General features: G+C 58.4%; 30 protein-coding genes and 1 tRNA gene. 10 read left to right on the top strand and 21 right to left on the bottom strand.

What is annotated here, in order from left to right; genetic code table 11:
• Window positions 1-117 precede the first annotated feature (117 nt).
• Together P9236_RS28900 and P9236_RS28895 are read right to left on the bottom strand one after the other, a co-directional pair.
• Window positions 118-432: a BA14K family protein gene (locus tag P9236_RS28900; RefSeq protein ID WP_278077979.1), complete on the bottom strand. Its 315-nt coding sequence runs from the start codon at window positions 430-432 to the stop codon at window positions 118-120.
• A 156-nt stretch (window positions 433-588) separates the two neighbouring features.
• Entirely contained in the window at window positions 589-756 is a 168-nt protein-coding gene (locus tag P9236_RS28895) for a hypothetical protein (RefSeq protein ID WP_278077978.1), read from the bottom strand.
• Between the two features lie 272 nt (window positions 757-1,028).
• Between P9236_RS28895 and P9236_RS28890 the strand changes: the two genes are divergently transcribed.
• Window positions 1,029-1,104: transfer RNA gene (locus P9236_RS28890), tRNA-Thr, on the top strand.
• Window positions 1,105-1,212: 108 nt separating this feature from the next.
• Window positions 1,213-1,611, top strand: a complete 399-nt coding sequence (locus tag P9236_RS28885; protein ID WP_278077977.1) for a hypothetical protein — start codon at window positions 1,213-1,215, stop codon at window positions 1,609-1,611.
• A gap of 7 nt (window positions 1,612-1,618) precedes the next feature.
• Here the strand turns inward: P9236_RS28885 and P9236_RS28880 are convergent, their stop codons facing one another.
• The 13 genes from P9236_RS28880 to P9236_RS28820 all read right to left on the bottom strand — a co-directional run bounded on the left by P9236_RS28880 (window position 1,619) and on the right by P9236_RS28820 (window position 13,611).
• The gene (locus P9236_RS28880; protein ID WP_278077976.1) at window positions 1,619-2,047 is read right to left on the bottom strand and encodes a hypothetical protein; all 429 of its coding nucleotides are present in this window, start codon (window positions 2,045-2,047) and stop codon (window positions 1,619-1,621) included.
• 77 nt (window positions 2,048-2,124) lie between these two features.
• Window positions 2,125-2,745 carry a hypothetical protein gene (locus P9236_RS28875; RefSeq protein WP_278077975.1) on the bottom strand — a complete coding sequence of 207 codons (621 nt, stop codon included), beginning with the start codon at window positions 2,743-2,745 and terminating at the stop codon, window positions 2,125-2,127.
• The gene (locus P9236_RS28870) at window positions 2,714-3,424 is read right to left on the bottom strand and encodes a hypothetical protein (protein WP_278077974.1); all 711 of its coding nucleotides are present in this window, start codon (window positions 3,422-3,424) and stop codon (window positions 2,714-2,716) included. Before P9236_RS28870 ends, P9236_RS28875 begins: the two co-directional genes overlap by 32 nt.
• 269 nt (window positions 3,425-3,693) lie before the next feature.
• Complete coding sequence (locus P9236_RS28865) at window positions 3,694-4,557, bottom strand: ATP-dependent DNA ligase (protein ID WP_278077973.1); 864 nt, start codon at window positions 4,555-4,557, stop codon at window positions 3,694-3,696.
• Between the two features lie 386 nt (window positions 4,558-4,943).
• Window positions 4,944-5,702: a hypothetical protein gene (locus P9236_RS28860; RefSeq protein ID WP_278077972.1), complete on the bottom strand. Its 759-nt coding sequence runs from the start codon at window positions 5,700-5,702 to the stop codon at window positions 4,944-4,946.
• A gap of 75 nt (window positions 5,703-5,777) precedes the next feature.
• Window positions 5,778-6,086 carry a hypothetical protein gene (locus tag P9236_RS28855; protein ID WP_278077971.1) on the bottom strand — a complete coding sequence of 103 codons (309 nt, stop codon included), beginning with the start codon at window positions 6,084-6,086 and terminating at the stop codon, window positions 5,778-5,780.
• Window positions 6,086-6,526, bottom strand: a complete 441-nt coding sequence (locus P9236_RS28850) for a hypothetical protein (protein ID WP_278077970.1) — start codon at window positions 6,524-6,526, stop codon at window positions 6,086-6,088. The genes P9236_RS28855 and P9236_RS28850 overlap by 1 nt, the downstream gene beginning before the upstream one ends.
• A 109-nt stretch (window positions 6,527-6,635) precedes the next feature.
• Window positions 6,636-6,998: a hypothetical protein gene (locus P9236_RS28845; protein WP_278077969.1), complete on the bottom strand. Its 363-nt coding sequence runs from the start codon at window positions 6,996-6,998 to the stop codon at window positions 6,636-6,638.
• A gap of 762 nt (window positions 6,999-7,760) precedes the next feature.
• Window positions 7,761-8,342: a hypothetical protein gene (locus tag P9236_RS28840; RefSeq protein WP_278077968.1), complete on the bottom strand. Its 582-nt coding sequence runs from the start codon at window positions 8,340-8,342 to the stop codon at window positions 7,761-7,763.
• A 104-nt stretch (window positions 8,343-8,446) separates the two neighbouring features.
• The gene (locus P9236_RS28835) at window positions 8,447-10,807 is read right to left on the bottom strand and encodes a DUF5906 domain-containing protein (protein ID WP_278077967.1); all 2,361 of its coding nucleotides are present in this window, start codon (window positions 10,805-10,807) and stop codon (window positions 8,447-8,449) included.
• 161 nt (window positions 10,808-10,968) lie between these two features.
• Window positions 10,969-11,286, bottom strand: a complete 318-nt coding sequence (locus P9236_RS28830) for a hypothetical protein (protein ID WP_278077966.1) — start codon at window positions 11,284-11,286, stop codon at window positions 10,969-10,971.
• A gap of 155 nt (window positions 11,287-11,441) precedes the next feature.
• The gene (locus P9236_RS28825) at window positions 11,442-12,719 is read right to left on the bottom strand and encodes a site-specific integrase (RefSeq protein ID WP_278077965.1); all 1,278 of its coding nucleotides are present in this window, start codon (window positions 12,717-12,719) and stop codon (window positions 11,442-11,444) included.
• A 328-nt stretch (window positions 12,720-13,047) separates the two neighbouring features.
• Window positions 13,048-13,611: a DUF2569 family protein gene (locus P9236_RS28820; protein WP_278077964.1), complete on the bottom strand. Its 564-nt coding sequence runs from the start codon at window positions 13,609-13,611 to the stop codon at window positions 13,048-13,050.
• A 124-nt stretch (window positions 13,612-13,735) separates the two neighbouring features.
• On the opposite strand from P9236_RS28820, the gene P9236_RS28815 reads away from it, so the two are divergent.
• A complete protein-coding gene (locus P9236_RS28815; RefSeq protein WP_278077963.1) occupies window positions 13,736-13,936 on the top strand; it encodes a DUF2905 domain-containing protein in 201 nt (66 codons plus the stop codon).
• 27 nt (window positions 13,937-13,963) lie between these two features.
• Here the strand turns inward: P9236_RS28815 and P9236_RS28810 are convergent, their stop codons facing one another.
• Entirely contained in the window at window positions 13,964-14,578 is a 615-nt protein-coding gene (locus tag P9236_RS28810; protein ID WP_278077962.1) for a TetR/AcrR family transcriptional regulator, read from the bottom strand.
• A gap of 93 nt (window positions 14,579-14,671) precedes the next feature.
• Here P9236_RS28810 and P9236_RS28805 point away from each other — a divergent pair, with 93 nt between their 5' ends.
• The 7 genes from P9236_RS28805 to P9236_RS28775 all read left to right on the top strand — a co-directional run bounded on the left by P9236_RS28805 (window position 14,672) and on the right by P9236_RS28775 (window position 22,166).
• Complete coding sequence (locus P9236_RS28805) at window positions 14,672-15,754, top strand: spermidine/putrescine ABC transporter substrate-binding protein (protein WP_278077961.1); 1,083 nt, start codon at window positions 14,672-14,674, stop codon at window positions 15,752-15,754.
• Between the two features lie 7 nt (window positions 15,755-15,761).
• Window positions 15,762-16,607 (top strand): ABC transporter permease, encoded by an 846-nt coding sequence (locus P9236_RS28800; RefSeq protein WP_278077960.1) that lies wholly within the window; start codon window positions 15,762-15,764, stop codon window positions 16,605-16,607.
• Window positions 16,608-16,609: 2 nt separating this feature from the next.
• A complete protein-coding gene (locus tag P9236_RS28795) occupies window positions 16,610-17,392 on the top strand; it encodes an ABC transporter permease (protein WP_278077959.1) in 783 nt (260 codons plus the stop codon).
• The gene (locus tag P9236_RS28790) at window positions 17,389-18,453 is read left to right on the top strand and encodes an ABC transporter ATP-binding protein (protein WP_278077958.1); all 1,065 of its coding nucleotides are present in this window, start codon (window positions 17,389-17,391) and stop codon (window positions 18,451-18,453) included. The genes P9236_RS28795 and P9236_RS28790 overlap by 4 nt, the downstream gene beginning before the upstream one ends.
• A gap of 3 nt (window positions 18,454-18,456) precedes the next feature.
• Window positions 18,457-19,218, top strand: a complete 762-nt coding sequence (locus tag P9236_RS28785; RefSeq protein ID WP_278077957.1) for an MBL fold metallo-hydrolase — start codon at window positions 18,457-18,459, stop codon at window positions 19,216-19,218.
• 442 nt (window positions 19,219-19,660) lie between these two features.
• On the top strand, window positions 19,661-20,434 hold the full coding sequence (locus tag P9236_RS28780) for an NAD kinase (RefSeq protein WP_278077956.1): 774 nt from the start codon (window positions 19,661-19,663) through the stop codon (window positions 20,432-20,434).
• 190 nt (window positions 20,435-20,624) lie between these two features.
• Window positions 20,625-22,166 (top strand): DEAD/DEAH box helicase, encoded by a 1,542-nt coding sequence (locus P9236_RS28775; protein WP_278077955.1) that lies wholly within the window; start codon window positions 20,625-20,627, stop codon window positions 22,164-22,166.
• A gap of 112 nt (window positions 22,167-22,278) precedes the next feature.
• Here the strand turns inward: P9236_RS28775 and P9236_RS28770 are convergent, their stop codons facing one another.
• From P9236_RS28770 to P9236_RS28750, 5 genes are all read right to left on the bottom strand, one after another.
• The gene (locus P9236_RS28770; RefSeq protein ID WP_278077954.1) at window positions 22,279-22,887 is read right to left on the bottom strand and encodes a hypothetical protein; all 609 of its coding nucleotides are present in this window, start codon (window positions 22,885-22,887) and stop codon (window positions 22,279-22,281) included.
• Between the two features lie 251 nt (window positions 22,888-23,138).
• On the bottom strand, window positions 23,139-23,789 hold the full coding sequence (locus tag P9236_RS28765; RefSeq protein WP_040969274.1) for an OmpA family protein: 651 nt from the start codon (window positions 23,787-23,789) through the stop codon (window positions 23,139-23,141).
• A 102-nt stretch (window positions 23,790-23,891) separates the two neighbouring features.
• The gene (locus tag P9236_RS28760; RefSeq protein WP_278077953.1) at window positions 23,892-24,260 is read right to left on the bottom strand and encodes a GFA family protein; all 369 of its coding nucleotides are present in this window, start codon (window positions 24,258-24,260) and stop codon (window positions 23,892-23,894) included.
• Between the two features lie 280 nt (window positions 24,261-24,540).
• Window positions 24,541-24,918, bottom strand: coding sequence for a hypothetical protein (locus P9236_RS28755; RefSeq protein ID WP_278077952.1), 378 nt, complete (start codon window positions 24,916-24,918; stop codon window positions 24,541-24,543).
• A 298-nt stretch (window positions 24,919-25,216) separates the two neighbouring features.
• Window positions 25,217-25,621, bottom strand: a complete 405-nt coding sequence (locus tag P9236_RS28750) for a GFA family protein (RefSeq protein WP_278077951.1) — start codon at window positions 25,619-25,621, stop codon at window positions 25,217-25,219.
• Between the last annotated feature and the right edge of the window lie 92 nt (window positions 25,622-25,713).

Raw genomic sequence — 25,713 nt, 5'->3', positions numbered from 1 at the left:
GACACCGATTTGCCAAGCTCAATCAACCCCCAAAACAAAACCCCGCCGAAAATCGACGGGGTTCGTCAACAGTCTGAGGGGCTGCGCGCAGCCCCTTTTCAGTGTTCCGGCTCCTCTTTAGAGCCTGCAATAGTGCGGGTAGCCGTCGTAGCCGATATAGGTGTCCGAGCCCGGATCGTAGCTGGGGTAGCGGGCCAGGCAGCGGCGGACATGCCAGGAACCGCCGCCATATTCGTCGACATAGACCGGCTGCGGCTGCGGCTGGGAGAGCAGGCTGCCGAGGACGAAACCGCCGACGCCGGCGGCGATGCCGATACCGATTTCGCGGTTGTGGTGATGGCTATGGGCGGCCGAAGGCTGGACGGTGCCGACAAGCGAGCCGGCAGCGACGGAGGTGGCGATAAGGGTGGAAACGAGTGTGCGCTTGAACATGACGATCTCCTTGGTTTCGTGACCGAGGCGATCCATCCGCCTCTTGACCATCAGTCGCGGCGGTTCGGAAAAAGGTTCGAAGATTTTTTGAGGGATTAGGCAGTAGGGAGATTGAAGTTTTACCACTGCCTACTGCCTAATCCCTAGTCCCTCCCTTCACCCCATCCCCGTGACGTGCCGCAGCCAGAAGGCGAGCACGATGAAGCCAACAAAGGTGGCGACGCCGGTCCAGTCGATGTTGGCCTTCTTCAGATCGCTGACGGCCTTCACCAGAAGAAGCCAGGTCACGACGATGATCGGCAGGATGATGACGAATCTGATCATGCGACACCGTTCGATGCGATTGCACCTGCACGGAGATGTAGGAAGCCCCTCGACGCTTTTCAGCAGGCTGGCTAAGCCGCGCCGTCCATTAGTAACCCAAAACGGAGTTTTGTCTTTACTGGCGCACGAAATGTGCTACCGGAGCGCCGTGCCCTTGTAGCTCAGCTGGTAGAGCAGCGGTTTTGTAATTCGCTGGATCAATCGGCTAAGGGGCTGGAAAACCGCGATGTTTTTCAAAACCGCATTTCAGGGGTATACGTAGGGGTAAATGTGCCGCCTTAGCTCAGCTGGTAGAGCAGTAGTTTTGTAAACTATTGGTCGGGGGTTCGAGTCCCTCAGGCGGCACCACCACTCAAGCGCTGGTGCATCTTTCCGTCGCAACCTTGTCGCACTGTGATAGCGAGGGCAAAGCGGTCGGCGATTAGACCTGTCGATCGGATCATTGAGGCTACTTCTGTGAAGACGCTTCTCAAGGTAGTGGTCGTATGCGCTCTAGGCGCGATTGCCCTATTCTGGTTGGTTGCCAACTTTTCCGCGGTTGAATCGCGGTTTCAGTGCGATGGCCAAGTTGCAGTTCAGGGCAAAAGGCAACCCATGACCCTCTATATGAAATTGGAAGAATACCGGCCTTGGGTGAGGCTTTGGAGTGATTCCGATGCCTCTCTCAACTTGGAGGCCCCCAGCCAGTGGGTGGACTACTACGAGCATTTAGAGGCGATTGGGGATCAGCTTCAAATCTACGAAACCTATCCCCAAAAAGCGCTCAGAGGTAATTTCTCGCGACTGAGCAAAACGCTGGCGCTGGACCTCAAAGTCGGAGGGCTCTTCGACGGCGAATGCAAGACGATGAACTAGTGCTGACCTAGTTGAATACCCAGTTTGACCAATCTCGCGGTGGCCCGCGCTTTTCGAACAATTTCAGCAAATCGCCTCTGGCTGCCAATCGAAAGTTGGCCAAATCTTTCTCTTTCATACCGTCAGGCGCTTCTGCATAGCCAAGGACTGCATGCGCCCTGAAATTCTTTAGTCCATCGTCGACTACGCAGATCGCGCCCGACTTCATATTGCCTAGTTGGATGTCTCTGATCTCACGCGCCGTAGCCCAGACGTATCCCCTGTCAATTTTCGAAGGGTCTTTAGCAATTTGCGGCACGACAATGTTCCTTCTGGCCGCCTCGCCATGTCCGTAATTGCCCCGGCAAACGCTAAGGTCAGATTTCCTGAGTTTATCTTTTGGAATCGCTTTCAAGCTCCCGTTCTCAAATTGAACGGGCTCAATCATCGCATACACTATCGGCTCATCGTCGGAGACACGTCTATAGGAATATTTGCTTTGCCGACGTGATTCCTTCGGGCACTCGCACCGATCTACACCTTTTTCAAATAATTCAGCAAATCTGGCGGGAAGGAATTTAAAGAGCCAGTCTCCCGCCCAGGCGAAAACCGCTCCCCATCCAACATCGCATAGCCAACAGTTCCGTCTTCCTCGATGCTCAGGATCGCGTGACGCTTCCCCCATTTCCATTCGAAAGCGATCTCCCCTTCATCACTCCAAATTGCCGGGAGCCGAGCGTCCTCTGGGAAAGTGCTCCACAGTTGCTTAGCCCAAGCCACCATTTCCTCCGGTGCGTCCAAATCCGGGAAAGCAGGCAGGCGAGAAACGGGAGCAGCCGCGATACGCGCGGGCTGATCGACTATCTGGCTAAAGCGCGTCACTTCCATCAGCGTAGGACGAGACGACGCGCCTAGGACTGAAAAAACATCCGGGATCGTCTCTTGCTCTTCCGTTGAGGAGTCGCGACTTGCCGTGTAAATCCCTCCGACCTGAGCGGCGTGGGTCCTTCCGACCTGTGACGGATGAATACGCAAATGACGCAGCGCCACTCCCGTTTCGGCTCCATAGGCTGCCGAACTCGAAGACATGGACATCAAGATGGCGGCGGAGGCGACCGCTGCTTCAATCGTTTTTGATGAGGTATTCATAGCCACCAGATATGCATTCCCGGGTCTCTTTTACAAGGGAATCGAGCAGCGTGTAAGCTGTAGCTTTATCAATTGGTTTATCCACAGGCACAGAGTTAACATCCACCATCCACCCTAAAACGTGGAAATTGTGGGTGAATGGAACTGTTGAAACATTAGAAAATTGCAATATCTGCCTTAGAGCAGATTCCCACCGCAAAAGTCGATTGAGAATAATTTCACCCTTATCGACCTTCTTTCTGCGGTTGACAGAAAAGCTTACGTCCGTCGAATCCTTTGGAACCTTTATGCCAGTTTCTTTGATAAATGCCTCGCAGGCTGCCTCTGCAGAAGGAACACTCTCGAACAAGCTCAGCACCAAAGCTAGTCTAACGACTTCCGTCTTTTCAATTAGTGTCCGAGCCCTAGGTACCAGAAAATCTAAGCCTGCGTTGAGGTCAATTGACTGCATCGTTGCACCTTGCGCTGGAAGTGGTGCAGCAACTATTTCGAGCCGGCCCGGTTGCGAATGCAAGTTAGCGTTGATGGACTGCAAAGGCGCCGATGTGGAAGAACCTACACCGCTCGGATGCGGTTGCATCGCTGTCGCCGGAACGCCGTATACGTCGCGAAACAGCGCGGTTAGGTCGGAGACGTTCGCCTGCCCGAAAACCACGATATGGACGGAATCAGCTTTGTACGGCATCAGAGATTTTCCCCAAGTTCGGACCGACAACTTATTGCTCAAAGGTTTACAGGAAGGAAAGCGTCTTTCGAAGCCCTACGCGCGGCATCAGCCTAAAGGCGACGGAATCCTCCCCGATGCGCTCTGGCGCAGTTTACCCCTCCATGCACCCCTGCGCCGCATCGCCGCACCGATTGCAACGTTGCGCTTTTGAATTCATTGCGAATTCGCCGTCCGTCCTACTGGCTAGCGTCTGTTTGAATGTTTGCTGCTCATATATATCGCCGGGCTTAACGTCGTTCGTCCCAAAAATCCTGCAACGACGCATGGCGCAAATCTTCCTCTCCGCGCAAATGCCGCACACGGCCAATTAAACCCGGCTTGACCCATTGCGTTGCCGGCCGCTTCATCCCCTTCGGCGGCGGTCCCGCATGCTCTTGGACGCGCTTCCAAAGGCGTTCGCGAACCTCCCGATTGGCGTTAATGAATGCGGAGCCGATATATCGGCCCGTGCCGCGCTCCGCCATGAGAGCAAACGCCGGTTTGCCCGGCTCGCGCTCGACGCCTATCAACTCATATTCATCCACGACGTAGCTCTTGGCCTTTAGCCAGGCGGTCGAGGGACCGCTACGATAGACACTGTCCTTGCGCTTCGACACGACGCCTTCAAGTCCGGCCTGCTCGACAAGATGGAACACGGCGGAGCCGGTACCGGGCAACGCCTCACTGAATTGGATGCGAGCGCCACTTGGGATCATCGCTTGAAGAATGTCGCGCCGGTCCAAAAGCGGCATGTCGCGCAGATCGTGGCCGTTTAGGTGGAGCAGATCAAAGGCGACAAAATATAGGTCATGCTGCCGGCGAGTGATCGCCTTGCGTAGCTCCCCAAAGTCCGAATGTCCGGCATCGTTCAGAACGATGATTTCGCCGTCGATGATGGCGTTTTCAGAATTCAGCGCCGCAGCGGCTTTGGACAGATCGCGGTATTTTGCCGTCCAATCGAAGCCGCGACGGGTAAAAATTCGAACGCCATCGTCGTCCCGAACGATCTGCGACCGGAAGCCATCGAATTTGACTTCATGAATCCATCGGTCGCCCTCCGGTGGCCTATCAACCAACGTTGGCATTAACGGCGGAATGAAACTCAGAGGCATGCACAACGCCCAACAACCGCGATTCAAAACGCGGCGGCTAATTTAGTTCCGGAACATTTTAGGCAAATTGAATGTTCGAAGGGTATGACGAAATTATCGGACCTTGGACCGCCAATCATCGGTACTCGACATGCCAAGCAGCCGGCGTCCGAAGTCGAGCATTTTCATCGCTGCCCCATCTGCGGGCAAGCGGTCGATCGGCGAGACCTGCGCCAAGTCATTTGGCACGAACAACCGGACCATAAGCCACTAGAACCAGATGCCTGAACGGTCATGGCGGAGGACCAGACAGCCTTTCTCGTTGGTTTTGCTGCTTAAATTGTCGCGACTAGCCAAAAGACGTGGCCAACGTGCGCGCGCCTCAAGATGACAGGAGCCTCTCGTCTCTAGTTTTTAACAACGGAGTCGTTGAGGCATTGTGACCCATCGTCAGCCCTTTCACGTTGAAAATCCGTAGAACGAACGGCTAATATGACTTTCTTTACTTCTCCACGGGGAAAAAATAATGTCCTTCCAGTGCAATCGAGAGTGATTACGAAGTCGGAAAGCATCGCATAGACGCCTACCCTGTAACATTTGTCGGTACAAACCTGATCGCTAATTGATAAAAAGTTTTTCTTTAACTGCCCTAACGCGACCCCCATGGCAAATCCGCCCCCAATAATAAAAAAGGCAGCAAGCATGTAGGGCGTGACTATGCCCTTTCGCATGATATAAAGGTACAGGTTTGGAAGAACAAAGCACGTAAGAACATAGCCGATTAAGAAACTGGACATGTACGACGGAAACATCCAGTTGTAAAATATTACACTCATAAATGACGCGATAACGGCGATAAATGTTATCCTTGATACTAATCCGATTATATCGTTGCCAAGCATCGCCGTGTATTTTTCGCGAATTTTGATGCTAGAGTATACAATTCCAAACGTGCACGAGAAAAACATTGCGGCAATGATTGAGAAATTTATAAAGTCGACGTAATTTACTATTTCAATGGCACTCGACCCAATTGGGAATAAATAGCCGGAAGTGTAACAGGCACCAGCAGCAACCGGAATAATAGCGAAAAGAACGTAATGGTCCTTTGCGAACGCAAGCAGCCTCTTTTCATCCATGTTAAGGTCCTCAATGGGCTTTGACATAAGGCGACCTCGTGTCACTATCTCTGCCTGAGTCCGGGCTCTCAGTCACAAGAAAAATCCGGCAACTGGATGCGGCTAGTTTCGTGCCAGCCAATCGCGCCATTTGTTTTGTGCAGTTTCCGGCTCGTCGGTCAGATTAACAACTCTCCCAATTGACGCCATTGCGTTGATCTGGAAAAGCTTCGCGACTAATGCCGCGCCGTCCGCTGTGAGGCTGTAGGCGTATCGGGCGACCGGATCGGGAAGCAATTTCAGTGTAATGTTGAAGGCGTCCAGGAACGCCGCTTGATCGCGGCTTAGCCGTTCGGTCGAGAATTGCCGATCACTCCCGGGCGCCAACTTATCGAGACGTTTAGCCAGGGCGGCGCGAGCGGCTGGACGCATTAGCGCTTGGCCGATTCCAGTTGCTCGACGCGACGCAATAGGTCGGCGTCCTCGATAATTCCTTTGGATGCCGTGATCGCTTCGAGCAATTGCTTGGCTTCATCGGGTGATATCTCGCCGGCCCACGCGGCTTGTAAGACCGTTTTAGCGAGTTGCTCCGGCGTTGGATTTTCTGGAACGTCTGGGAGCTTTACCGGTCGATTTTTCGGCAAGAACGCATCAACGCCGTAGCGGAGCAAAATTTCTGCGGCGCGAATATCGCCAGCCATCATCTTACCGACAAGCATGGTCATCGCTGTGGCTGCATGTTCATTGGCCGTATCGATAGCTTGCCGGGAGACTTTCGACCGCGACCCAACCTTTTTGAAACCCTTGTGACCGGGCAAAAAGCGGCCGGTTACTCGATCCTTGCCGCTTTCTTCATCGTTCTCGGTCGTCATCGTCTTTCGCCATTTTATGGGAAGTTTATGACCGGCCCGGGTCAATTTCAGAGGGACGGAAATTTGATCCGGGCCGGTCCGACACGCTTAAGCAGATCAGGAAAACTGCCTAAGCGGCTTTACCTAGTAGCAAGTCGAACGCTTGTTGCGGATTCAGGTTTGCCGACTGCACGACGAAATTAATTGCGGCAATCAGCAGTTTGTTCGCCGCGTCTACCGCCTCCTCCCGCAGATCGATCGAATCGATCTTTGCTTCGGCGAGCATCCGGACGCTCTCAGAGTCTTGCCGATTTTTTATCGGATCGGCCGGCGTGGAAAAATTGTCGGACGGTTCGTTGCCCATAAGTCGGATTTGTTTCCGGATGGCGAATTCGCGGGCGAGTTGATCCGACAAACCCTTGTCGTCGGCGAAGGGGGTGAGCGCCATTGCCGGAACGACCGCGTTGAAAATATCGATGCCTTCGCTGGACATGATCCACTCGAAAGCGGCCCCGAGGTTGCTGCCAAATTTTGTCCAGCCTCTTTCGGACTTCCTGCCGTTGCAGGGAATCGATAGCTGCCGAGTATGGAGTGGCGTTCGGACGCTCGACCGGCTGAAGCAGAGACACGCGGATGGCTCTCACAGCGTCCCTGTCCGTGATCGCTTGTTGCCGCGTTGCCCGCCACGCAGGGGCCAGATAGCGGCTGGCCGCCTCGGCGGAAACTGTCTCGACCTCCGAAACTTGACGAAAGCGCGTCGCTGCCGCTTCGATCGAAGCGGCAGCGGCGGACAAGCCATTGCCGAGCGCAACGGCCGCATTGTCGAGATCGGCAGCGACGCCGCTGTAGCTGGCGGGCCAATACAAGCTGCCTTGCCCACCGGAGGATACGGTCCAGTTAAAAAGAATGCCCCGTGTGTCGCCAGGCACGCGTCGGAACCCAGAGATAGCCATTGATGTAATTCCTTCTGATTATTTCGGGAATCAGAAATACCTTTAATAGTAAATACAGTCGAATATTAGTGATTATCTATCCACAGCCAATTAATTATTCCGATATTATTTTCAATAGCTACCGCATAAGCACTTTACGGACGCCCGGCGGATTGGTCGTTTTCCGCCAATTTACCCCCGCGATTACCCCTGCTCGCGCCTATGCGCCAACGGGCATTGTTGATTATTGAATTCGTTGCAGAATTGTCGCCACTCCACCTAGCTAGCGTCTGTTCAAACATTTTATGCTCCACTCTCGGCACTCAATTAACGCTCCCGATATTCTTACCCGGTGCGGACCAATTACGCTCATCCCTCGACCGGTAGCCGAGCCGGACGAGTGCTCGGATTATTGCCAGTGGCAGCGCCTTGGTTTCTTGCGCTACTCTCGTCGTCGGGAAATCTCTCCACGGTTGCAACTGGCGATCGAGCATTTCGGACACGATTGCGCTCGATGATCGCTCAAATTGCCAATTGTCGGATTGGTCAACCGAAGCCGAGATAACTCCGTTGATTACCCCGAAGGAAAAATGGGACGAACTGACTGTCATATCGTCGGCACAACCGCCCAAGGTTCCCCAAACAACAAACGGCTGCCCGTCGATCTTGGCCGCGTCGAACAAGAAGGAATAGGACCGGTACGTCCGATCGAAGCTGAACGTCGTCCGGATATTCCCTTCGTAGCAGGAAACCATGTCCAGGCAGTCGTCGCAGTATTGGAACTCTGAGGGGTTGGCCGGCGACGCCCATTCGTGCGCTCTGCTCGAAAGCCACGCAAAAACGTGGTCCGCGATGTGCCTTAGCTTCACGAAATTTGTGTGATCGTTGGCTGCTCTAATTTTCATAATTTGCATCCTTAAATTGCATAATTTTCCATAGACAGGGTTAGACAGGGTCTTAGTCCTTCCTGAGAAAGTCAGGATTTTACCCATAGGCTTTAAGACCCTGTCTAACCCTGTCTGAAGCTATATTTTCCACGAGCATTCACCGCTTCGGCGTACGCCCACTGTGGATTTGTTTCGACTTGCTGAGCGCTATAATCGCGGACGACCACGAACCGATATTTGTTCGTTCCGATGGAAATTCGCTCGACAAGCTTCATCCCGGCTTGCTCGATCAGTTTGTTGATCGTTTTTTCGCCCGGTAACTTGGCGATGCTGACTTGCAGATAACTTATGATGTCGCTTCGTTCGGCGAGCGGTCCCGGCCATTCGTCTTTGAACGCGGCAAGTAAATTATCCAGGTCCGATGCCATCGCGCTAAGCGCCTTGCGCTTGGCCTCGTTCATGTCAGGGATAGCGCCGGGTTTGAATGCTGTTACGTCTAGCAGCTCCAGCCGATTTCGGACCGCCGCGACGAATGCCGGGTTGGCAATCTGCCCGTAAATTCGTTCGTAGTATTCCGGCGATTGCCTGCGCGTGGGATTGGCAATGACGTTGAAGCGCCTATCCGAAGCGTCGAACGGAAGCGCGTCCCAATTGTTGCTGAAAAATAGCCATCGGCAGCAATTCCACTCGACGTATTCAAGACCATGCTTTTCGTTGATCCGGCGCATTTCCGGATTGATCATCGCCTTGAGCTTTTCACTGTGGCTCCAGCGGCTGTAGCCCTGCATTCCGGCTTTCGCCTCGTCCACAACGGCAAGCAATTTCCGGCTCAATCGACCGTTGAATGTCCCGTCGAGCATTTCTTGTATGTCGATGCCGGCAGCGACGTAGCCGCGCAGAACGCGTACAAGGACACTGGAAAGCCAATTTCGACCTATCCCTGTCTCTTCGGTGATGAACAGATAGGCGGATTGGGGAAGCTCTTCCGGGCGCTGGAGAATGTGTGCAAGCCATTGCTCGAAACGAACTCGCTCCGCTTCGATCGGAACAAGGTACGCCAAGTGTTCATTCCAGACTTCGACAAGTGATTGAGCGTTGTCGGGTAGCCGATAGGGCTGAAACCCGCGCCAAGTATTGAACCCAATCCCTTGGCTTTCTGGCGCTTCGCAAATGATCGGTCCGTTTGGCTTCCAAGTTACAACGTCAACGGACTTCCTTGCCGGCGACTGCTCCCACTGATTGAAGACCGGTAGATAGCGCTTTTTGAAATCACCGGTCTTCGGATCAATGGTGTTGGTGGCGACCTCATACCGTGAGGCTGAATATTCGCGCTGAGCCGTCGCGAACGGCAGCACGTTTAGCGTCTTGGAATCGGCAATTGCTCCGCCGGATTTGCTATGTCGAACAAACCAAAGATCGGAGAGCATGTCGTCAACCGTCATGACGCGCGTGTGGATATCGGCTCCGATGTCGCTCCCTATTTTTCTGTTTTCTTCGATCTGTCGGGATCGGCGTTCTCGGTCGTTGCCGGTGTAGACCGTGCGACATGAGCGGATGGCCGAATTGACGGTGGCGTTCCTGTAGCTGGCGCGAGCGGTCCATTTCTCGCGCCTGCCGAGTGCCGATTGGCCGAAGAGACGAATGATCCGCGCATAGTCGCGCCCGGTCCAAAACGCCAAGACATTCGCCAACGCTTGATCGGCGCTCGAATGGTCAAACGGCTTGCCTGTCGTGGACGGAAAGTATTGCGCGAGCGCTCCCGCGTGAGCTTCCCATAGTTGGAGGTTTGTCGGCGACGCCTGGAGCTTGGCCTTTGTGCCTCCTGTCGAGGCGAGGAAGCGCCGCAACAGCTCTTCGTCGTCCTCTGGACCGTTCCAGCGAGGATCGCGCTCTGCGGCCTCTGGCGTGACCTCGGTTTCGCTTGCCGGTCGGTACGGGATCAGGCAGGCCAGCACATTCGTCCAGTCGAGATCGATATTCCCCTGAATGCCACCCGGTCCGAACGCTACGAAGCGTTGCGTTCGGTAGCACTCCAGCCAACCACCCCAGCGGTTCCGGAAATTAGCGAGCGCTTGTTTGTCGCAACGTCCGAAAATGTGAAGACCCTCTTGGCTTTGCGAAAGCTCCCACGCTGCTCCGTTGAATTGAGAGCATATCGCTTGCGCTTCGGGAGATAATTCGCCGGTCGTGGCGTCTCTGCATCCGTCCAAATCCAACAGAAAGAAGGGGTCGGCATCGGTAAACACCCAACCGACTCCGGCATATTGACCGGATGCCAGTGCCATAATTGCCGATGCGTAATCCGACCATGTGGCTGGATCGGTCGTGCTCGCGGCTTGCCCGGTCGTGGGATTGAAGGGAAGCTTGGCCGGCTTTGGTTCGCCGGGTCGCTGCACAAGCCTCCAGACAACGAATTGCGGGTAGGCTTTGAGTGCGCCGGGGACATTGCCAGACAGCGCCGCGGGCGCTATGTGAGCGTTCATTGGTATTGTCTTTCTTGGCCGGCAGCGTTGCAGCGCTCGCCGGCTTTTCTTTGAGCAGCGGTTACGTGATATGCCGCTCTGCTTCTGAAAATTGTTGCTAACTCAATTACTTGCTAAAAACGCAGACCCGCCAAACGTGGCGCGGGTAAGCCACGGGGTGACTAGTCGACCGTCCGGGCGAGCATGAACCGCTCAATTTCGTCGCGCACCCAGTAGCGGCGCTTATTGATGACGCGAGGTTTGGGGAAGTCGGCAACGGGCGGTGTTACCTTTCCCGTTCGGGGATCGCATGAGCCGTTCAGCCAGCGGTAGAGCGTCATATCGGTGATGTTGCCGCAAGCGGCGCGCACGGCGGGCGCGGGAATGAGTTCCACGGAAGACATGGGACAGACCTTGTTAAATGAGGGAATCGCTCGGGAACCTGGCTCGCAACGTCCGTTGCGCAGCGCCGGGTCGTTTCCCGGCTTCGGGTCGTCCAACCCCTATCGCCACGTCTTCCTCGCGGCCTTGGGCCGTCCAGCCCCTCACACCATCGGTCGTCCAACCTTTGGCATGGGCAACTGCCTATAACAAAGGTCAATGGTCAAGAACTGACCGCAAAACACCCTGTGGATAAGTTTAGCCTTCCCCCATCCTAAGCGGTCTTTTTCAGCATTATTACATTGTTTGCGATAATTGCTTTGATGCGCATCGCCAATTGTTCCAACGCATCGCGCTTTTCGTCTTGGTAATCATACCGGTTATAGATCGCCGCAACGCCGGACACTTTACCGGTTTTATGGTTTAGGATTGCTTCGGTCACTTCCTGTTTAATTCCAAGCTTGGCCAGTTCGGTCGCGCAAGTGCGCCGCAGATCGTGCAAATGCCACTCAGGCAGCGCCGGTTCGCCGCAATGTTTGTCAAGCGCTTTCTTACCGTTACTGAATCCGCTGAAAGGCGTCGCCGCTGTGGTAGTGAACACGTATTCGGAAGGGTTGCCGTCCGCGTCGTGCATCTTGGGCAACGCTTCAATTATCATCATTGCCAGCGGTGCGAGCGGAACGATATGGGGTCGTGAATTTTTGGTGCGAGTCGCTTCAAGCGTGATTGCGTCCATGTCGTCAGATATTTCGGACCATTTCAGCTCCGCTATTTCGTCGCGCCTCTGACCGGTGAGCAACAGCAATTGGACCATGGGGCCGAAAGGATAGCCGCATTTTTCCGCAGCTTTCCAAACGGTTTTGATTTCCTCATGCGACAGGACGCGATCCCGGCTTTGTGGCTTTGCCGGCGCTTCCGCCAATTCGACAATGTTCCGCCCCATGGCACGCGCAACCGGTTTCCACCGGAAAAAGGCCGACAGCACCGCAAATGCATTTCGGCGAGCACCCGGTGTCAGCTTCGCCAAGAGCTTTTCAACGTCCCGATAGTCGACCGTCCGAATGTCGGTAACGTGCTTCCAATGCGGTTTGATGTTGGTCGTGATAATCCGATCGTATTCGTCCGCAGTTGATGCCTTCACCGGCCGGCCTTTGAAACCGGTCGTCCTGGCCGTTTTGATAAAATCATCGAACCAAGCCGAAACGCTCGTCTTGTCGATCTTCTGTTGCCGGGGATCGTTGCCGCGCCGCGCATCTGCAACCACCTTTTCGGCGAGCGCCCGCGCTTGGGTGACGTTGAGCGCTTGGGTTGCCGATACGATAATTGCACCGCGTTCGACGCTGCCGGTTTCGTCATAGCGGCCGATTGTGACCTTTGCCGCCTTCCCTTCAATTTTCGTGCGAACCGCCCACGACAAAGCCCCGCTTGGTTGCATGACCAGATAGAGCCCGGATTGAGTGCTGTCCGGTATTTCTTGCCGCGTGGTTGCCGGCTTCAAATTGCTGATGAATGCAGCGGCCTTTTTGAACTGGCCGGGGATCGAATTAAGCATCGGTTTCGGCTCCGGGGTAACATCAGGGGTAAACTGGGGTATGTGATATTACGTTATGGACCGTTATGCAAACCGATGCTCAGCCGCACACAAAGTCGGATTAAACTATGCAAAATCAGTGTGTTGACTGATGCCAGCGTTAGGCAACTTTATGCTTCGGGGTATGCTGGCATAAAATTTGTAAACCGAAGGTCGCGGGTTCGATCCCTGCCGGGGGCACCATCCTTCGCCCTTCGAGCTTTGGATGGCAGGCCACCCGAAGATTGTTGGACGAGGACGGTTCGATTCCGCAAGACAATTGGCTGGCATGCGAACAACTCAGGGCAACCTACGAGGCCGTTGCAATTTCGCCGGCGGCTGTCCCACCGAACGTGTTCCTTACCCTTACCGACTTGAACACATAGGCAACCCAAATCCCGGTCAGAACAAATCCGGCGATAGGTGCGACAAGTGCATCTCCCGCGAGAACCTGACTGATTGGTGCGCCTAGAATCGTGGAGGTCCAAACAGCGTCGAGCGCGAATACAAATGGGATGGCGATCCACTGATAAAGAAACAGCCGCTTGAAACGAAGGCTCCGCCGCAGCATTGCGACAAGAACAACCAATTGCAGCAGTGTAAACCCCAGCAACAGTACGACTTCGCCACAGACGGCCAAAGGGCCATTGGGTAGCGTCATGAGTTGGTGGTAACCCTCGCTCGAGGAAAACAGCTCGACCAGCGTGCGGAACGGCGCCAAGGTCTGGCCGATTGCCAAAAGCAACAACCAGCCTCCAAATCCCACCAAGTTGCCTGGATTCCGCGACGGCTTGGCCGCCGAGCGGACGGCGAAGAAGACGGGCACACCGACCAACAACAGCACGATTGCCCAATGCCAGATAGGAAACTGCATTCAACCCCTCCTTAATGCCCGTTTCGGTTGTAGCAGATTTCAATTTCAACTCAAGAGGAAACCTGCCGGCAAGACCCATCGTGCTATATGTCCGGCAGAATGTTGTTCCGACAGGGATGCCGCCATGTCACGCACTCTGATCGTCGCTGGTCTCTGCATAGTTGCCGTGGGCCTGCTGTGGCCCTGGGTGACCAGGATCGGCCTTGGCAGGTTGCCTGGTGATATCGTGATCGAGCGCGAGAACTTCAGGCTCTACGTTCCCATCACCACGGGAATACTGATCAGCGCCGTGGTCTCGGCAATCCTGTGGCTGATCAACCGTTAGGGGCGCTTCGGCGGCAGCGATTTCGCTTCACACCCCAATCGCCGTCACCACTATCCTATTCTGCCTTCGTATCGCGGCCCTCAGCTCCGGTATCCTCGCCTCGTCGCGCTTCACGAACTCGATGAACATCATGTTCATGTTGTTGAAGATCAACTCGCCCACCGCCGGCCCGTCGATGTCGGCGCGCACGAGACCGATCTCTTGCAGCCGCACGATCAGGGCGCGGATCTGATCGGTCAACGCGCGGTCGAGCGCGGTGTAGGCCTGACCGAAAGGACTGTCGGGCAATTGCGTCGAGATCGCCATCGCCTGCCGCCACATCTCCTTGCTGAGATAATTCAGCGAGTGCTCGATATAGATGCCGATCAGCGTGTCCAGCGCATCGCCGACATTGGCGGGCGGACTGGCGACCACCCCTCGCCCGGCATTCAGCACCTCGTTGACCTCCATCGACACGATGGCGCCGAGGATGTCGCCCTTGTTCTGGTAGTAGTTGTAGATCGTGCCGATCGAGACCTCGGCTTGTGCTGCGATCGCCTCGATCTTGGCCCCCTCATAGCCGACCTCGCGGAAAAGTTCCGTCGCCGCATCGATGATACGACGGTGCCGGTCCGCCTTCTGTCGTTCGCGCAGTCCGCTCATATCCGCCTCTCTGCCACAAAATCATAATTGACTCAATTTTAGAATTGGTTCAACTTTTCTCCCAACAAGCCAGCAAGGCAGGGAGAACACTCGATGACCGTCAATGACCGGAATCCGCTTTCCACCCTGAAGTCTCGTCTCGGAGCCGCCTGCGCGGCCGCTGCGCTGCTCATCGCCGCGGGCGGCGCCGAGGCCGCCGATCTCAATGCGCTGATCTGGTGCGACCATTCCGATCCGGCGCTGCTGCAGCCCTTCGAGGCAGCCAACAACGTCAAGGTCAACGTCAAGGAGTTCGAGGGCACCGGCGCCGGGCTCGCCATCGTCGATCAATCGCAGCCAGGCGACTGGGACGTGATGGTGATCGATTCCATCGACGTGCCGCGCGGCGTCGAGAAAGGCCTGTTCGAGCCGCTGCCGGAGGACAAGCTGCCCTTTGCCGACCTCTTCCCGGAAGTGAAGATGGACAAGTCGACCATCGTCGACGGCAAGCGCTACGGCATCACCGAAAAATTCGGCTACAACACGATCGGCTTCAACAAGACCAAGGTCGATCCGGCCGACATGCAGTCGCTGGCCTCACTCACCAGCGACAAATACAAGGGCAAGATCGCGATCTACGACTACTACCTGCCGGTGATCGGCATGGCGGCTCTGGCCATCGGCAAGAAGACCGCGGATCTCACCGAGGCCGACCTGCCCGCCCTCAAGGCGGAGCTGGTCAAGATGAAGGCCAACGCCAAGCTGGTCGGCGAAGTCACCGCCAGCCAGACGGCTTTAGCCACCGGCGAGGTGGACGTCCTTGTCGGCGGCGGTGAATGGGTCACGGCGGGCCTCGCCAAGGAAAACCCGGCACTCGACTTCTCTATCCCGAAGGAAGGCGCGGTGCTGTGGTCGCAGTCGCTCGCCATGTTCAAGGATTCCAAGAACAAGGACATGGCGCTGAAGTTCATCCAGTACATTCTGAGCCCGGAAGGCCAGGCGCGCCTTGCCACCTCCTCCTGCTACTGGGGCATGCCGGCAAACAAGAAGGCGGCGCTGACCGACGAGCAGAAGAAGATCCTGCGCTTCGACGAGCAGCCCGGCTTCCTCGCCCGCGCCCAGGCCTATCCGGCGCCCAACGCCGACCTCGACAAGAAGATGCAGGATATGTGGACCGAAATGCTGCAGGCGCAGTGATCGGCCGATGAGCGTTTCCGGAAGCAATTCGCGTGTCCTGCCCTGGGCGCTGGTCACGCCGGCGCTGGCGTGGACGTTGCTGTTCTTCGTGCTGCCCTTCATCGCCATGGAGCTGTCGAGCCTCACGGCCCACGAAGGCGGCGGCTTCACTTTAGCCAATTACAGCCAGTTCTTCACCGATCCGTCCTACTGGCGGGCGATGGTGAACTCGCTGGAGGTGACGGCGATCGTCACCGTCATCTCGATCCTGCTCGCCTATCCTTTCGCCTGGATCCTGGCGGAACAAGTGCCGGAGCGCTGGCAGCGGCTGGCTTTGATGCTGGCCGTGCTGCCGTTCTGGACGTCCTATGTCGTGCGCTCCTATTCCTGGCTGCTGGTGCTGGCGCAGAACGGCGTCATCAACCGGGCGCTCACCGGCATGGGTCTCACCGCCGAGCCGCTGCAGCTCGCCAACACGCGTTTCGCCACCGTCACCGGCTTCGTGCATTTCTTCGTCATGCTGTTGACGCTGACGATCTTCGCCAATCTCAAGCAGCTCAGCCCGAGCTACCGCAAGGCCGCCGCCGATCTCGGCGCCGGGCCGGTGCGCACCTTCCTGCATGTCGTTCTGCCGCTCACCCTGCCCGGCATCATGGTCGGCGCCTTCCTCACCTTCGTGCTCTGCATCGGCGACTACATCACGCCGCAGATCCTCGGCGGCAACAACGAGCTCGTCATGCCGCAACTGGTGATGATGCAGATCGGCCGGCGCGGCGATTTCCCGCTGGCTTCGGCGCTGTCGATCATCCTGATGGCGGTCGTCACCATCGCCTACCTCGCCTGTGCCCGCTGGCTGAAGATCGAGCGGGCCTGACGATGCGTGCGATCGTCCGTCTCGCCGCCTGGCTCTATGCGATGGCCATATATGGCTTCATCTTCCTGCCGGTGGTCGTGCTGGTGCTGTTTTCGCTGCAGGCGACCTCCTTCCCCATCCCGCCCTTCACCGGCCCGTCGCTGCGCTGGTACCAGGCGGTGCTGTCCGATACGCGGCTCACCTCGGCGCTGATCAATTCGCTGCTGGTGGCGGTTCTGTCCTCGTTCGCCTCCGTCACGCTCGGCTTCCTCTCCGCCTGGGGTTTCGCGCGCTTCGTGTTGCCGGGCTCGGCGCTGCTGCGCGGGCTGATCACGCTGCCGCTCACCGTCAGCTATCTCATCATCGGCATGGGCTTGCTGGTGCTGTTCAACTGGGCCGGCGTGCCGAAATCGCTGCTTGCCGCAGGCATCGGCCATGTCGTGATCAACCTGCCGCTTTGCTTCGCCATCATCTACAGCCAGATGGGCGACCATCAGATCAACATCGAGCGCGCTGCGCGCGACCTCGGCGCCTCCGAATGGAAGGTGCTTTTGATGATCACCGTGCCGGTGATGGCGCCGGCTATCTTCGCCGGCTTCTTCCTGTCGATGACCTTCTCCTGGGACGAGTTCGTCATCTCCTTCCTGCTCACCCGCTTCGAGACGACGCTTCCCGTGGAGATCTGGAACCTCTTGCGCTCCGGCCTCAATCCCAAGACCAATGCCGTTGGCTCGCTGGTCTTTGCCGTTTCCATCGCCCTGGTGGTCTTTTTCGAACTGACGCTGCTGCGGAGAAAGCCGGCATGAGCGCGCCATTGGTCGATATCCGCAACGTATCGCACCGCTTCGGCCAACTCCCGGTGCTGAAAAGTGTCTCGCTCGTGATCGAGCCAGGCAGCTACACGATCCTGCTCGGGCCATCGGGCTCGGGCAAGACGACGCTGCTTTCCATCCTCGGCGGCTTCGTCACGCCAAGCGAAGGCAGGGTGTTCATCCGCGGCGAGGACTGCACCGCCGTGCCGCCGGCCAAGCGTCCGACGACCACCGTGTTCCAGGATTACGCGCTGTTTCCGCATATGAGCGTCGGCACCAATGTCGGCTTCGGGTTGCGCATGCAAGGTGTCGACGGCGTGACGCGGGCCGCTAAGGCGCGCGAAGCGCTGGCGCTCGTCGGACTGGCGGCCGCTTTCGACAAGAAGCCGCATCAGCTTTCCGGCGGCCAGCGCCAGCGCGTGGCACTGGCCCGCGCGCTCGTCATCGAGCCGGCAGTGCTTCTCCTCGATGAGCCGCTCGGCGCCCTCGACTTGAAATTGCGCCGGCAGATGCAGGACGAGCTGAAAGCGATCCAGAAACGCGTCGGCACCGCCTTCGTCCATGTCACGCACGACCAGGAAGAAGCGATGGCGTTGGCCGACCACTGCGTGGTGATGAATGACGGCCGCATCGAGGACGAGGGACCGCCCGAGCGCGTCTATGCGCGGCCGAAGACGCGCTTCTCGGCCACCTTCATGGGCGAGAGCACCATCCTTGCCGGCAAGCCCGGCGATTGCCGGGATGGCCGCGTCACGGTCGCGACAGGGCTCGGCCCGATCTCGCTGCCCGGCACATCGCCCGCCAGCGCCAATGTCGCTCTTGCCATCCGGCCCGAGCACCTGGTCCTTGGCGAAGCGAAGGGCGATGTCGCGCTGGGCACGGCCAAGGTCAGCGACGTCGTTTTCCAGGGCAGCTTCAAGCGCGTGCTGGCCAACTCGCTCCAGGATCCGGTGTTGCAGTTCATCGCCAAGGCACCCGCCTCCGCTACCATTCAGGCAGGCGACACAACAGCCGTTTCGTGCAACGCTCAAGACATCATCCTGCTGGCGGACTGAACAATGGGCACGCTTCCGGTCATCGAGGCTCCGGACTGGTACGAAACCATCCGCATGGGCGACGACGTCACGCTCATCCACGAGCCATGGATAAAACCGTTCTTCCGCTGCAACATCTGGTATGTGCGCGGGCGCGATCGTGACCTTCTGTTCGATACCGGCCTTGGCCATTTCAGCCTCAGGCGACACGTGCCTCTGGTGACCGAGCGCAAGCTGGTCTGCGTCGCCAGCCACACGCATTTCGATCACATCGGCTGCCACCACGAATTTCCGGATCGCTGCGTCCATTCCGCCGAAGCCGAAATCCTCGCCGATCCACGCAACGAATGGACGGTCGCCGACCGCTACGCCAATGAGGAGATGTTCGACGGCGCACCGGAAGGGTGGGAGACAGCACGCTACCAAATCCCGCCTGCCCCAGCCGGGCGCCTGCTCGAGCATGGCGACGTGGTCGACCTCGGCGATCGTGCCTTCGAGGTCATCCACACGCCCGGTCACTCACCTGGCGGCATTGCGCTCTACGAGAAGAAGACCGACATCCTGCTGTCCGGCGATATCGTCTATGACGGGCCGCTGATCGACGATGTCTATCACTCCGACATCGAGGACTACGTCGCGACGCTGCTCGCCATGCGCGACCTCGACGTCTCGGTCGTCCATGGCGGCCATTTTCCGAGCTTCGGTAAGGTGCGCTACCGCCAGCTCATCGACGAGTACCTGGCGCAAAAGCGCAAGGCCGGCTGCCACCTGAAGCAGAGTCGTTGAGCCATCTCAGGCCGATGTGATTGTGGGTTAAAGCGCCCTTTGCGGGCAGGGCATTCCGGCGGCGTCACCGCAGCGGGAGGCGGCAGGCTGCTGCGGCCTCATGCTCATTTCTTCCGAATGACGCACCAGTTCGGCGAACATGAGCGCGAAACTTCCCATCATCAGGAAGACTATGATCAAGCGCGTTACCGGCAATAGACAGGTCTCTCGACTGGCCAGCCCCCGCCAACCCATCCACTGTCGGCTAACATGAGCGCTTCGGCTTTACGAGTGTTTAAGCCCCGTCTTAACCATTACGGCCATCACATTCGTTGCACGCCTGTCATGAAGCGCGAGCGCAGGCCCTGTCCGCACCGCATGGCGTGCCGCCCTTTGCAGATGCGGGCAGCGCATGCTACGCCGTCGCCGGCGCGACCCAGCAGGCGGTCGCCCTCCGGGAGCCATGAGCAAAGTCGCCAGCCGTTTCGCCTTCGTCTCTTCCGACACCGACGACGCCCGCGCGGCGCTGCAAAGCCTGTCGGCGCGCTACGGGCAGATACCGGTCGCCGAGGCTGACATCATTGTTGCGCTCGGCGGCGACGGGTTCCTGCTGCAGACGCTGCGCGACACGATGAGCACGGGCAAGAAGGTCTACGGCATGAACCGTGGCACCATCGGCTTCCTGATGAACGAATACCGCGCCGGCGGACTTGAGGAGCGCATCTCGAGGGCAGTATCCGAGACGATCCGCCCACTGGAGATGCAGGCGGTGACCCACGAGGGCGAAACGGTCTCCGCGCTGGCGATCAACGAGGTGGCGCTTTGGCGCCAGTCCTACCAGACGGCGAAAATCCGCATCACCGTCGACGAGCAGGTGCGGCTGGAGGAGCTCAACTGCGACGGCGTGATGATCGCGACGCCCGCCGGCTCGACAGCCTACAATCTCTCGGCGCACGGACCGATCCTGCCGCTCGACGCTCCGCTCCTGGCGCTGACGCCGGTGAGCCCCTTCCGGCCCCGGCGCTGGCGCGGCGCGCTTCTCTCCAACAAGGCGATCGTGCGCTTCGACATACTGGAGTCGGAAAAGCGCCCGGTGAACGCCGCCGCCGACCACACCGAGGTCAAGGCGATTGCCTCGGTCACGGTGCGGGAATCGCCCACCGCGACCGCGACACTGCTGTTCGACCCCAACCATTCGTGGAACGAACGCATCCTTGCCGAGCAATTCCGCTATTGAGCCGGCGCAAAGATACTGTTTCGATTAAGCATCGCGATTAAGCCTACGTCTTCACGATCGCCGGATTTCTGGCCGTTTCTGTTGACAAATCGCGGACTTGCGCCTAACTGCAACCGCGATCTTGCAGGCGCGCGGCGCCTGCCGCAACACGTGTTGCGATTTTCCTGAAGCAGCCAAAGACAACAAACACTTGTCCTCAGACACCACGACCGCTCAAGAAGCGTTGACATTCACGGACCTCGGCCTGTCGCCGAAGGTCCTCTCCGCAGTCACCGATGCCGGCTATACCAAGCCGACCCCGATCCAGGCCGGCGCCATCCCGCATGCGCTGCTCGGCAAGGACGTGCTGGGCATCGCCCAGACCGGCACCGGCAAGACCGCGTCCTTCGTTCTGCCGATGCTCACCCGCCTGGAAAAAGGCCGGGCGCGAGCTCGCATGCCGCGCACCCTGATCCTCGAGCCGACGCGCGAACTGGCGGCGCAGGTCGAGGAGAACTTCATCAAATACGGCAAGAACCATAAGCTCAACATCGCGCTGCTGATCGGCGGCGTCTCCTTCGAGGAGCAGGACAAGAAGCTGGAGCGCGGCGCCGACGTGCTGATCGCGACGCCCGGCCGCCTGCTCGACCACCGTGAGCGCGGCAAGCTCCTGCTCAACGGCGTCGAGATTCTCGTCATCGACGAAGCCGACCGCATGCTCGACATGGGCTTCATCCCCGATATCGAGCGCATCTGCGAGATGATCCCGTTCACGCGCCAGACGCTGTTCTTCTCGGCGACCATGCCGCCAGAAATCACCAAGCTCACCGAAAAATTCCTGCACGCGCCGGTGCGCGTCGAGGTCTCAAGGGCCGCGTCCACCGCGACCAGCATAACGCAGCGCTTGGTGAAGTCAGGCTCGAAGCCTTGGGAGAAGCGCGAGACGCTCCGCAACCTGATGAAGGCCGAGAGCGATGAGCTGAAGAACGCCATCATTTTCTGCAACCGCAAGGTCGAAGTGTCGGAGCTTTTCCGCTCGCTCCTGAAGCATGATTTCGATGCCGGCGCGCTGCATGGCGACATGGACCAGCGCGCGCGCATGCAGATGCTCGCCAATTTCCGCGACGGCAAGCTGCGCTACCTCGTCGCCTCGGACGTCGCCGCGCGCGGCCTCGACATTCCGGACGTCAGCCACGTCTTCAACTACGACGTGCCGATCCACGCCGAGGACTATGTCCACCGCATCGGCCGCACCGGACGTGCCGGGCGCTCCGGCAAATCCTTCACCATCGCGACACGATCCGACACCAAATATGTCGACGCCATCGAGAAGCTGATCGGCACCAAGATCGAATGGCATGACGGCGACCTGTCGACCGTGACCGAGAGCGAAAGCGAGGACGCGCCCCGCCGTGGCCGCGGCGCCCCGCGCCGCGCCGGCCGCAGGGACGAGGATCGCAAGGATCGCGGCGAGCGCAAGAAGGACCGTCACGCCAGGCATGACGAGACGCCCGACCCCGCACCCGAGGAGCAGCCCGTCGCCGAGATCGCCGACATCGCCGAGCGGCGCGCCCGCAAGGATGCGATCCGCTCCGAGAACGACCGCAAGGGTTCGGCCAACCGCAACGAGCAGCGCGGCGATGCCCGTCCGCAGCGCGACCGCCCCAACCGCCATCGCCAGGAGGAGGACGACGCGACCGTCGGCTTCGGCGACGACGTGCCGGCCTTCATGCGGATCGTCGCCAAGGTCTGACCTCGTACTTGCATCGATGAAACCAAGGAAACGGCCCCGAACGGGGCCGTTTCCTTGTTGCGCTTCGCTTGAAGGTTCAGCCACGCACCTTTATGCAATTACCCGCCGCGGCTTACATCGGCCCAGGCATCATCTTGGTCGGTTTCTCCAGCATCGGAAACTCGGCCTTGTTGCATTTCACCTTCGGGTTTGTCGGACTGAACATGCCGTTCGGATTGTCGCTGAACAGCCAGGCGTGAAGGTCGTAGTGCACGAACTCCTTCGGGATCAGCGGATAGTGCCCCTCCATCGGCCCCATGAATTTCTGGCCAAATAGGCTCGGCGCTTCCTTGACGTCCGGCGTCAGCGGCACCAGCCATTCCACCGCGACCAGCTTCAAACCCTTCTTGGTCGGCTCGTAGATCAGGACGTTGGGCTTCATCGGGTCGAGCTTCTTGCCGACGCTTGGGACGTTGACGAAATGGACGCCCATGGCGCCCTTCGGATAGTCCATCGCGCCCGGTATCTTTTCACCGCTGTAGTAGACGCAGCCTTCGGTCGACAGATAGAGGTCGCGGATAGCGGCCTGGTAGTCTTCGTATTTGGCCAACGATTTTTTCAGGGCTTCCAGGTCGGCCTTATTGGCGTCTTCGGCCTGAGCCGTGGCGGCGCCGAGCCAGGCGCCAAAAAGACCAGTCAAAACGAGGGCGCCACAGCGCCCTAAGCGAGCCGTTCTTGTCATGCATTCCTCCCAGACTTTGATCTGGCCGTGCAAGACCGAGGCGAAATGTTGATAGCGCGGCCAGTTGTACCGCCTCATCCCCTCTGGAACAGCGTCGATGCTAGTCTTTTCCCTGGTTCTGGAAAAGTGCCAATTAGAAGAAGCTAATGTCCTAAGACTTTTGATCTAAGTTGGGAGCAGGCCGAACAAAAACGGCCCCCGAAGGAGCCGTTTTGCTTGATGGGGCCGCTCTCCGCTGGAAGCGGCTTTTCTCAGGTGAGCGGCGACAGCTGGATCTCAACGCGCCGGTTCTGGGCGCGACCGGCGGCGGTCGCGTTGGAGGCGATCGGACGCGTCTTGCCGAAGCCGGTGACCGCAAAGCGGCGGGAATCGACGCCCTGGCCGGAGAGATAGTTGGCGACGGCGAGGGCGCGGCGCTGCGACAGGTCGAAATTGTGCTCGTCGCCGCCGGTCGAATCGGTGTGGCCGAAGACGTCGACAGTGGTCTGGCGGAACTTGTTCAACACCAGCGCCACCGAGTTCAGCACCGGGTAGAAGCCAGGCTTCACCGCGTCCTGATCGACGTTGAAGGTGATGTCGGACGGCATGTTGAGGATGATCTGGTCGCCGCTGCGGGTGACGCTGACGCCGGTGCCCTGCAGCTGGCGGCGCAGCTCCGCCTCGTTCTGGTCCATCGTCGCACCGATCGCACCACCGGCGAGCGCGCCGATGCCCGCGCCGATCAACGCGTTGCGGCGATCATTGCCGCCGGCAAGCAGACCAAGGCTGGCGCCTGCCAGGGCGCCGAGGCCGGCGCCGGCCGCCGTGTTGGATATCTTCTGGTCACCGGTATACGGATCGGTAGTGGTGCAGGCGCTCACGAGCACAGCCGTCGCCACGACGACGAGCACGGTCTTCTTCATAAGATTGTCCCTCTCCAAATCGCGGCCATCGCGGCCGCGCCAAATCAACCCTTCCGCATGCCTTGTAACATGAATTGCGGCAAAAAGCGGAACGGCAAAGTGCTACCAGAGGTTCTTGCCGTCGATCACCACCACTTCGACCTTGTCGAGGTCGAAATCGTCGAACAGCCGGGAGTTGACGCTGATCTTCGGGTTGTCGAAGTCAGGCTCACCGGTCGACCAATCAGGGGTTTCGGTGAAAGTACCGCAGCCGCAAGTGGCGCAGAAGCCGTGTTTGATGGTTTTCGAGCCCCAGCGGTAGAAGGAGACGTTCTCGGGCGGGCTGGTGAGCTTGAATTGCGACGGGACGTAATATGCCCAGAGCGATCCACGCTTGGAGCAGAAAGAGCAAGTGCATTGCGTTACAGTCTGCGGCGGCTCGGACACTTCGAACGTCGTCGCCTTGCAATGACAGCTTCCCTTGATGGTCATGAACGTCACCTCTCCGTTGTCCGCCGCCCGTCTGGAATTGCTCCAGCGGCGGCAAGGCAACATAAAGAAGCGGTCCTGACAACCGTCCTCAGCAGGGTCGAGGGCACTGCCCTACCCCGGGTCAGCCCGTCACGCGCTTTTGACCGGGCACACAGCCCGGCCAGGTGTTCAAGAGCCTAGAGCATGTCTCCCGAAAGTGGGAACCGGTTTCGGGATAAAGACATGCATAAGATCAAAAACCTAAAGCGCATGGAGCGAACCTGAAAGATCGCGACGCGCGTTAGTAGGACGGCGGGGGCACGAACAGGCAGATGGTCTTGCCGGCATCGAGCCCGGCCTGGTGCGCGCACCAGTGATATTCGCCGTCGGGCGAATTCTTGACCCGCTTGTCGCTGTAGGCGACCACCTCGCCCGTGCCTTTTATCACATAGCCGTCTGGCCGCTCGCCGATCGATGTCTGCGGCACCTCCTTGCAATCATAGTTGGCGCAGCAGGCAAAGGGGTAGCTCCAGCCTTGCGGTAGCGCCGCCGTGGGTTTGGCGTCGTGCGCGACGGCGGTTGCAGTCAGCGTCACCATCCCAACCGTGACGAACAGGGAAAACAGGAGTCGGCCGGCCGGGCGAACGGCTCGGGCCGATCTTGACTTGGCAGCAGACATCGAAGCGTTCCTTTCGAGCTTCAAGCGTTTTCGCTTGCCCGTTCCCGGAACGTGTCTTCCCAGTGGCCGGATCGTCAGTCGCAGATAAGCCGCGTCCGGCCATAAATGCTTCTATCCCCCAGCCCGAATGCTGGGCTGATTCCTTGGCCGGCGCAAGAAGTGGGCGCGCCCTCGGATCGCACCGGGGCTGCAGCATCGGCCGCAAAAAAGGTGCGCCGACTTGGTTAATGAGAATTGAACGACAAGCCTGCGACCAGGGTGCCTAAGAACGAAATTCCGCTAATGGAAGTTCCGGCTGTCAGCCGGTGACATGTTCACGATATTGCGGCAGGTCGTCCGTAATCGTGAACCATGGCGCCTTGGAACCGACGAAGATGTGTGCATTCGGGCGAATGCTGGGGGCGTCCGTCAACGTCCCCATGGCTACATGGACGTAGGCGCCCTCACGCACCAATGAATAGAGCAGCGAGCCGCATTGCCCGCAATGCGCGTCGTGACCGTCGGCATCACCGTGGATCAGCAGCCTGTCGTCGCCCGCGGTGAGACGAAACTTGTCGCGCTCGATGCCGGCGAAGGGTTTGAAGGCCGAGCCCGTGGTGCGACGGCAGTTCGAGCAATGGCAATTCGCGGCGTAGACGAACTCGTCGGCCACCTCGTAGCGAGCCTGGCCGCAGAAGCACTTTCCTGTAAGCGTTCGAACCATTGGCTCCTCCGTCGCCGTGGTATGTGGGGCCCTAACGCATGTCTCCCGAAAGTGGGAACCGGTTTCGGGAGACATGCGCAAAAAACCTAAAG

The sequence above is a fragment of the Mesorhizobium sp. WSM4884 genome, from assembly GCF_029625675.1.
In the GTDB taxonomy this organism is placed as follows: domain Bacteria; phylum Pseudomonadota; class Alphaproteobacteria; order Rhizobiales; family Rhizobiaceae; genus Mesorhizobium.
This window is presented reverse-complemented; position numbering and strand designations above follow the sequence as displayed.

Coding starts and splice junctions, on each gene's coding strand:
- P9236_RS28900 (WP_278077979.1), bottom strand. CDS start 432: ATGTTCAAGCGCACACTCGTTTCCACCCTTATCGCCACCTCCGTCGCT.
- P9236_RS28895 (WP_278077978.1), bottom strand. CDS start 756: ATGATCAGATTCGTCATCATCCTGCCGATCATCGTCGTGACCTGGCTT.
- P9236_RS28870 (WP_278077974.1), bottom strand. CDS start 3,424: ATGCCGTACAAAGCTGATTCCGTCCATATCGTGGTTTTCGGGCAGGCG.
- P9236_RS28865 (WP_278077973.1), bottom strand. CDS start 4,557: ATGCCTCTGAGTTTCATTCCGCCGTTAATGCCAACGTTGGTTGATAGG.
- P9236_RS28860 (WP_278077972.1), bottom strand. CDS start 5,702: ATGTCAAAGCCCATTGAGGACCTTAACATGGATGAAAAGAGGCTGCTT.
- P9236_RS28855 (WP_278077971.1), bottom strand. CDS start 6,086: ATGCGTCCAGCCGCTCGCGCCGCCCTGGCTAAACGTCTCGATAAGTTG.
- P9236_RS28850 (WP_278077970.1), bottom strand. CDS start 6,526: ATGACGACCGAGAACGATGAAGAAAGCGGCAAGGATCGAGTAACCGGC.
- P9236_RS28845 (WP_278077969.1), bottom strand. CDS start 6,998: ATGTCCAGCGAAGGCATCGATATTTTCAACGCGGTCGTTCCGGCAATG.
- P9236_RS28840 (WP_278077968.1), bottom strand. CDS start 8,342: ATGAAAATTAGAGCAGCCAACGATCACACAAATTTCGTGAAGCTAAGG.
- P9236_RS28835 (WP_278077967.1), bottom strand. CDS start 10,807: ATGAACGCTCACATAGCGCCCGCGGCGCTGTCTGGCAATGTCCCCGGC.
- P9236_RS28825 (WP_278077965.1), bottom strand. CDS start 12,719: ATGCTTAATTCGATCCCCGGCCAGTTCAAAAAGGCCGCTGCATTCATC.
- P9236_RS28820 (WP_278077964.1), bottom strand. CDS start 13,611: ATGCAGTTTCCTATCTGGCATTGGGCAATCGTGCTGTTGTTGGTCGGT.
- P9236_RS28815 (WP_278077963.1), top strand. CDS start 13,736: ATGTCACGCACTCTGATCGTCGCTGGTCTCTGCATAGTTGCCGTGGGC.
- P9236_RS28810 (WP_278077962.1), bottom strand. CDS start 14,578: ATGAGCGGACTGCGCGAACGACAGAAGGCGGACCGGCACCGTCGTATC.
- P9236_RS28805 (WP_278077961.1), top strand. CDS start 14,672: ATGACCGTCAATGACCGGAATCCGCTTTCCACCCTGAAGTCTCGTCTC.
- P9236_RS28800 (WP_278077960.1), top strand. CDS start 15,762: ATGAGCGTTTCCGGAAGCAATTCGCGTGTCCTGCCCTGGGCGCTGGTC.
- P9236_RS28795 (WP_278077959.1), top strand. CDS start 16,610: ATGCGTGCGATCGTCCGTCTCGCCGCCTGGCTCTATGCGATGGCCATA.
- P9236_RS28790 (WP_278077958.1), top strand. CDS start 17,389: ATGAGCGCGCCATTGGTCGATATCCGCAACGTATCGCACCGCTTCGGC.
- P9236_RS28785 (WP_278077957.1), top strand. CDS start 18,457: ATGGGCACGCTTCCGGTCATCGAGGCTCCGGACTGGTACGAAACCATC.
- P9236_RS28780 (WP_278077956.1), top strand. CDS start 19,661: ATGAGCAAAGTCGCCAGCCGTTTCGCCTTCGTCTCTTCCGACACCGAC.
- P9236_RS28770 (WP_278077954.1), bottom strand. CDS start 22,887: ATGACAAGAACGGCTCGCTTAGGGCGCTGTGGCGCCCTCGTTTTGACT.
- P9236_RS28765 (WP_040969274.1), bottom strand. CDS start 23,789: ATGAAGAAGACCGTGCTCGTCGTCGTGGCGACGGCTGTGCTCGTGAGC.
- P9236_RS28760 (WP_278077953.1), bottom strand. CDS start 24,260: ATGACCATCAAGGGAAGCTGTCATTGCAAGGCGACGACGTTCGAAGTG.
- P9236_RS28755 (WP_278077952.1), bottom strand. CDS start 24,918: ATGTCTGCTGCCAAGTCAAGATCGGCCCGAGCCGTTCGCCCGGCCGGC.
- P9236_RS28750 (WP_278077951.1), bottom strand. CDS start 25,621: ATGGTTCGAACGCTTACAGGAAAGTGCTTCTGCGGCCAGGCTCGCTAC.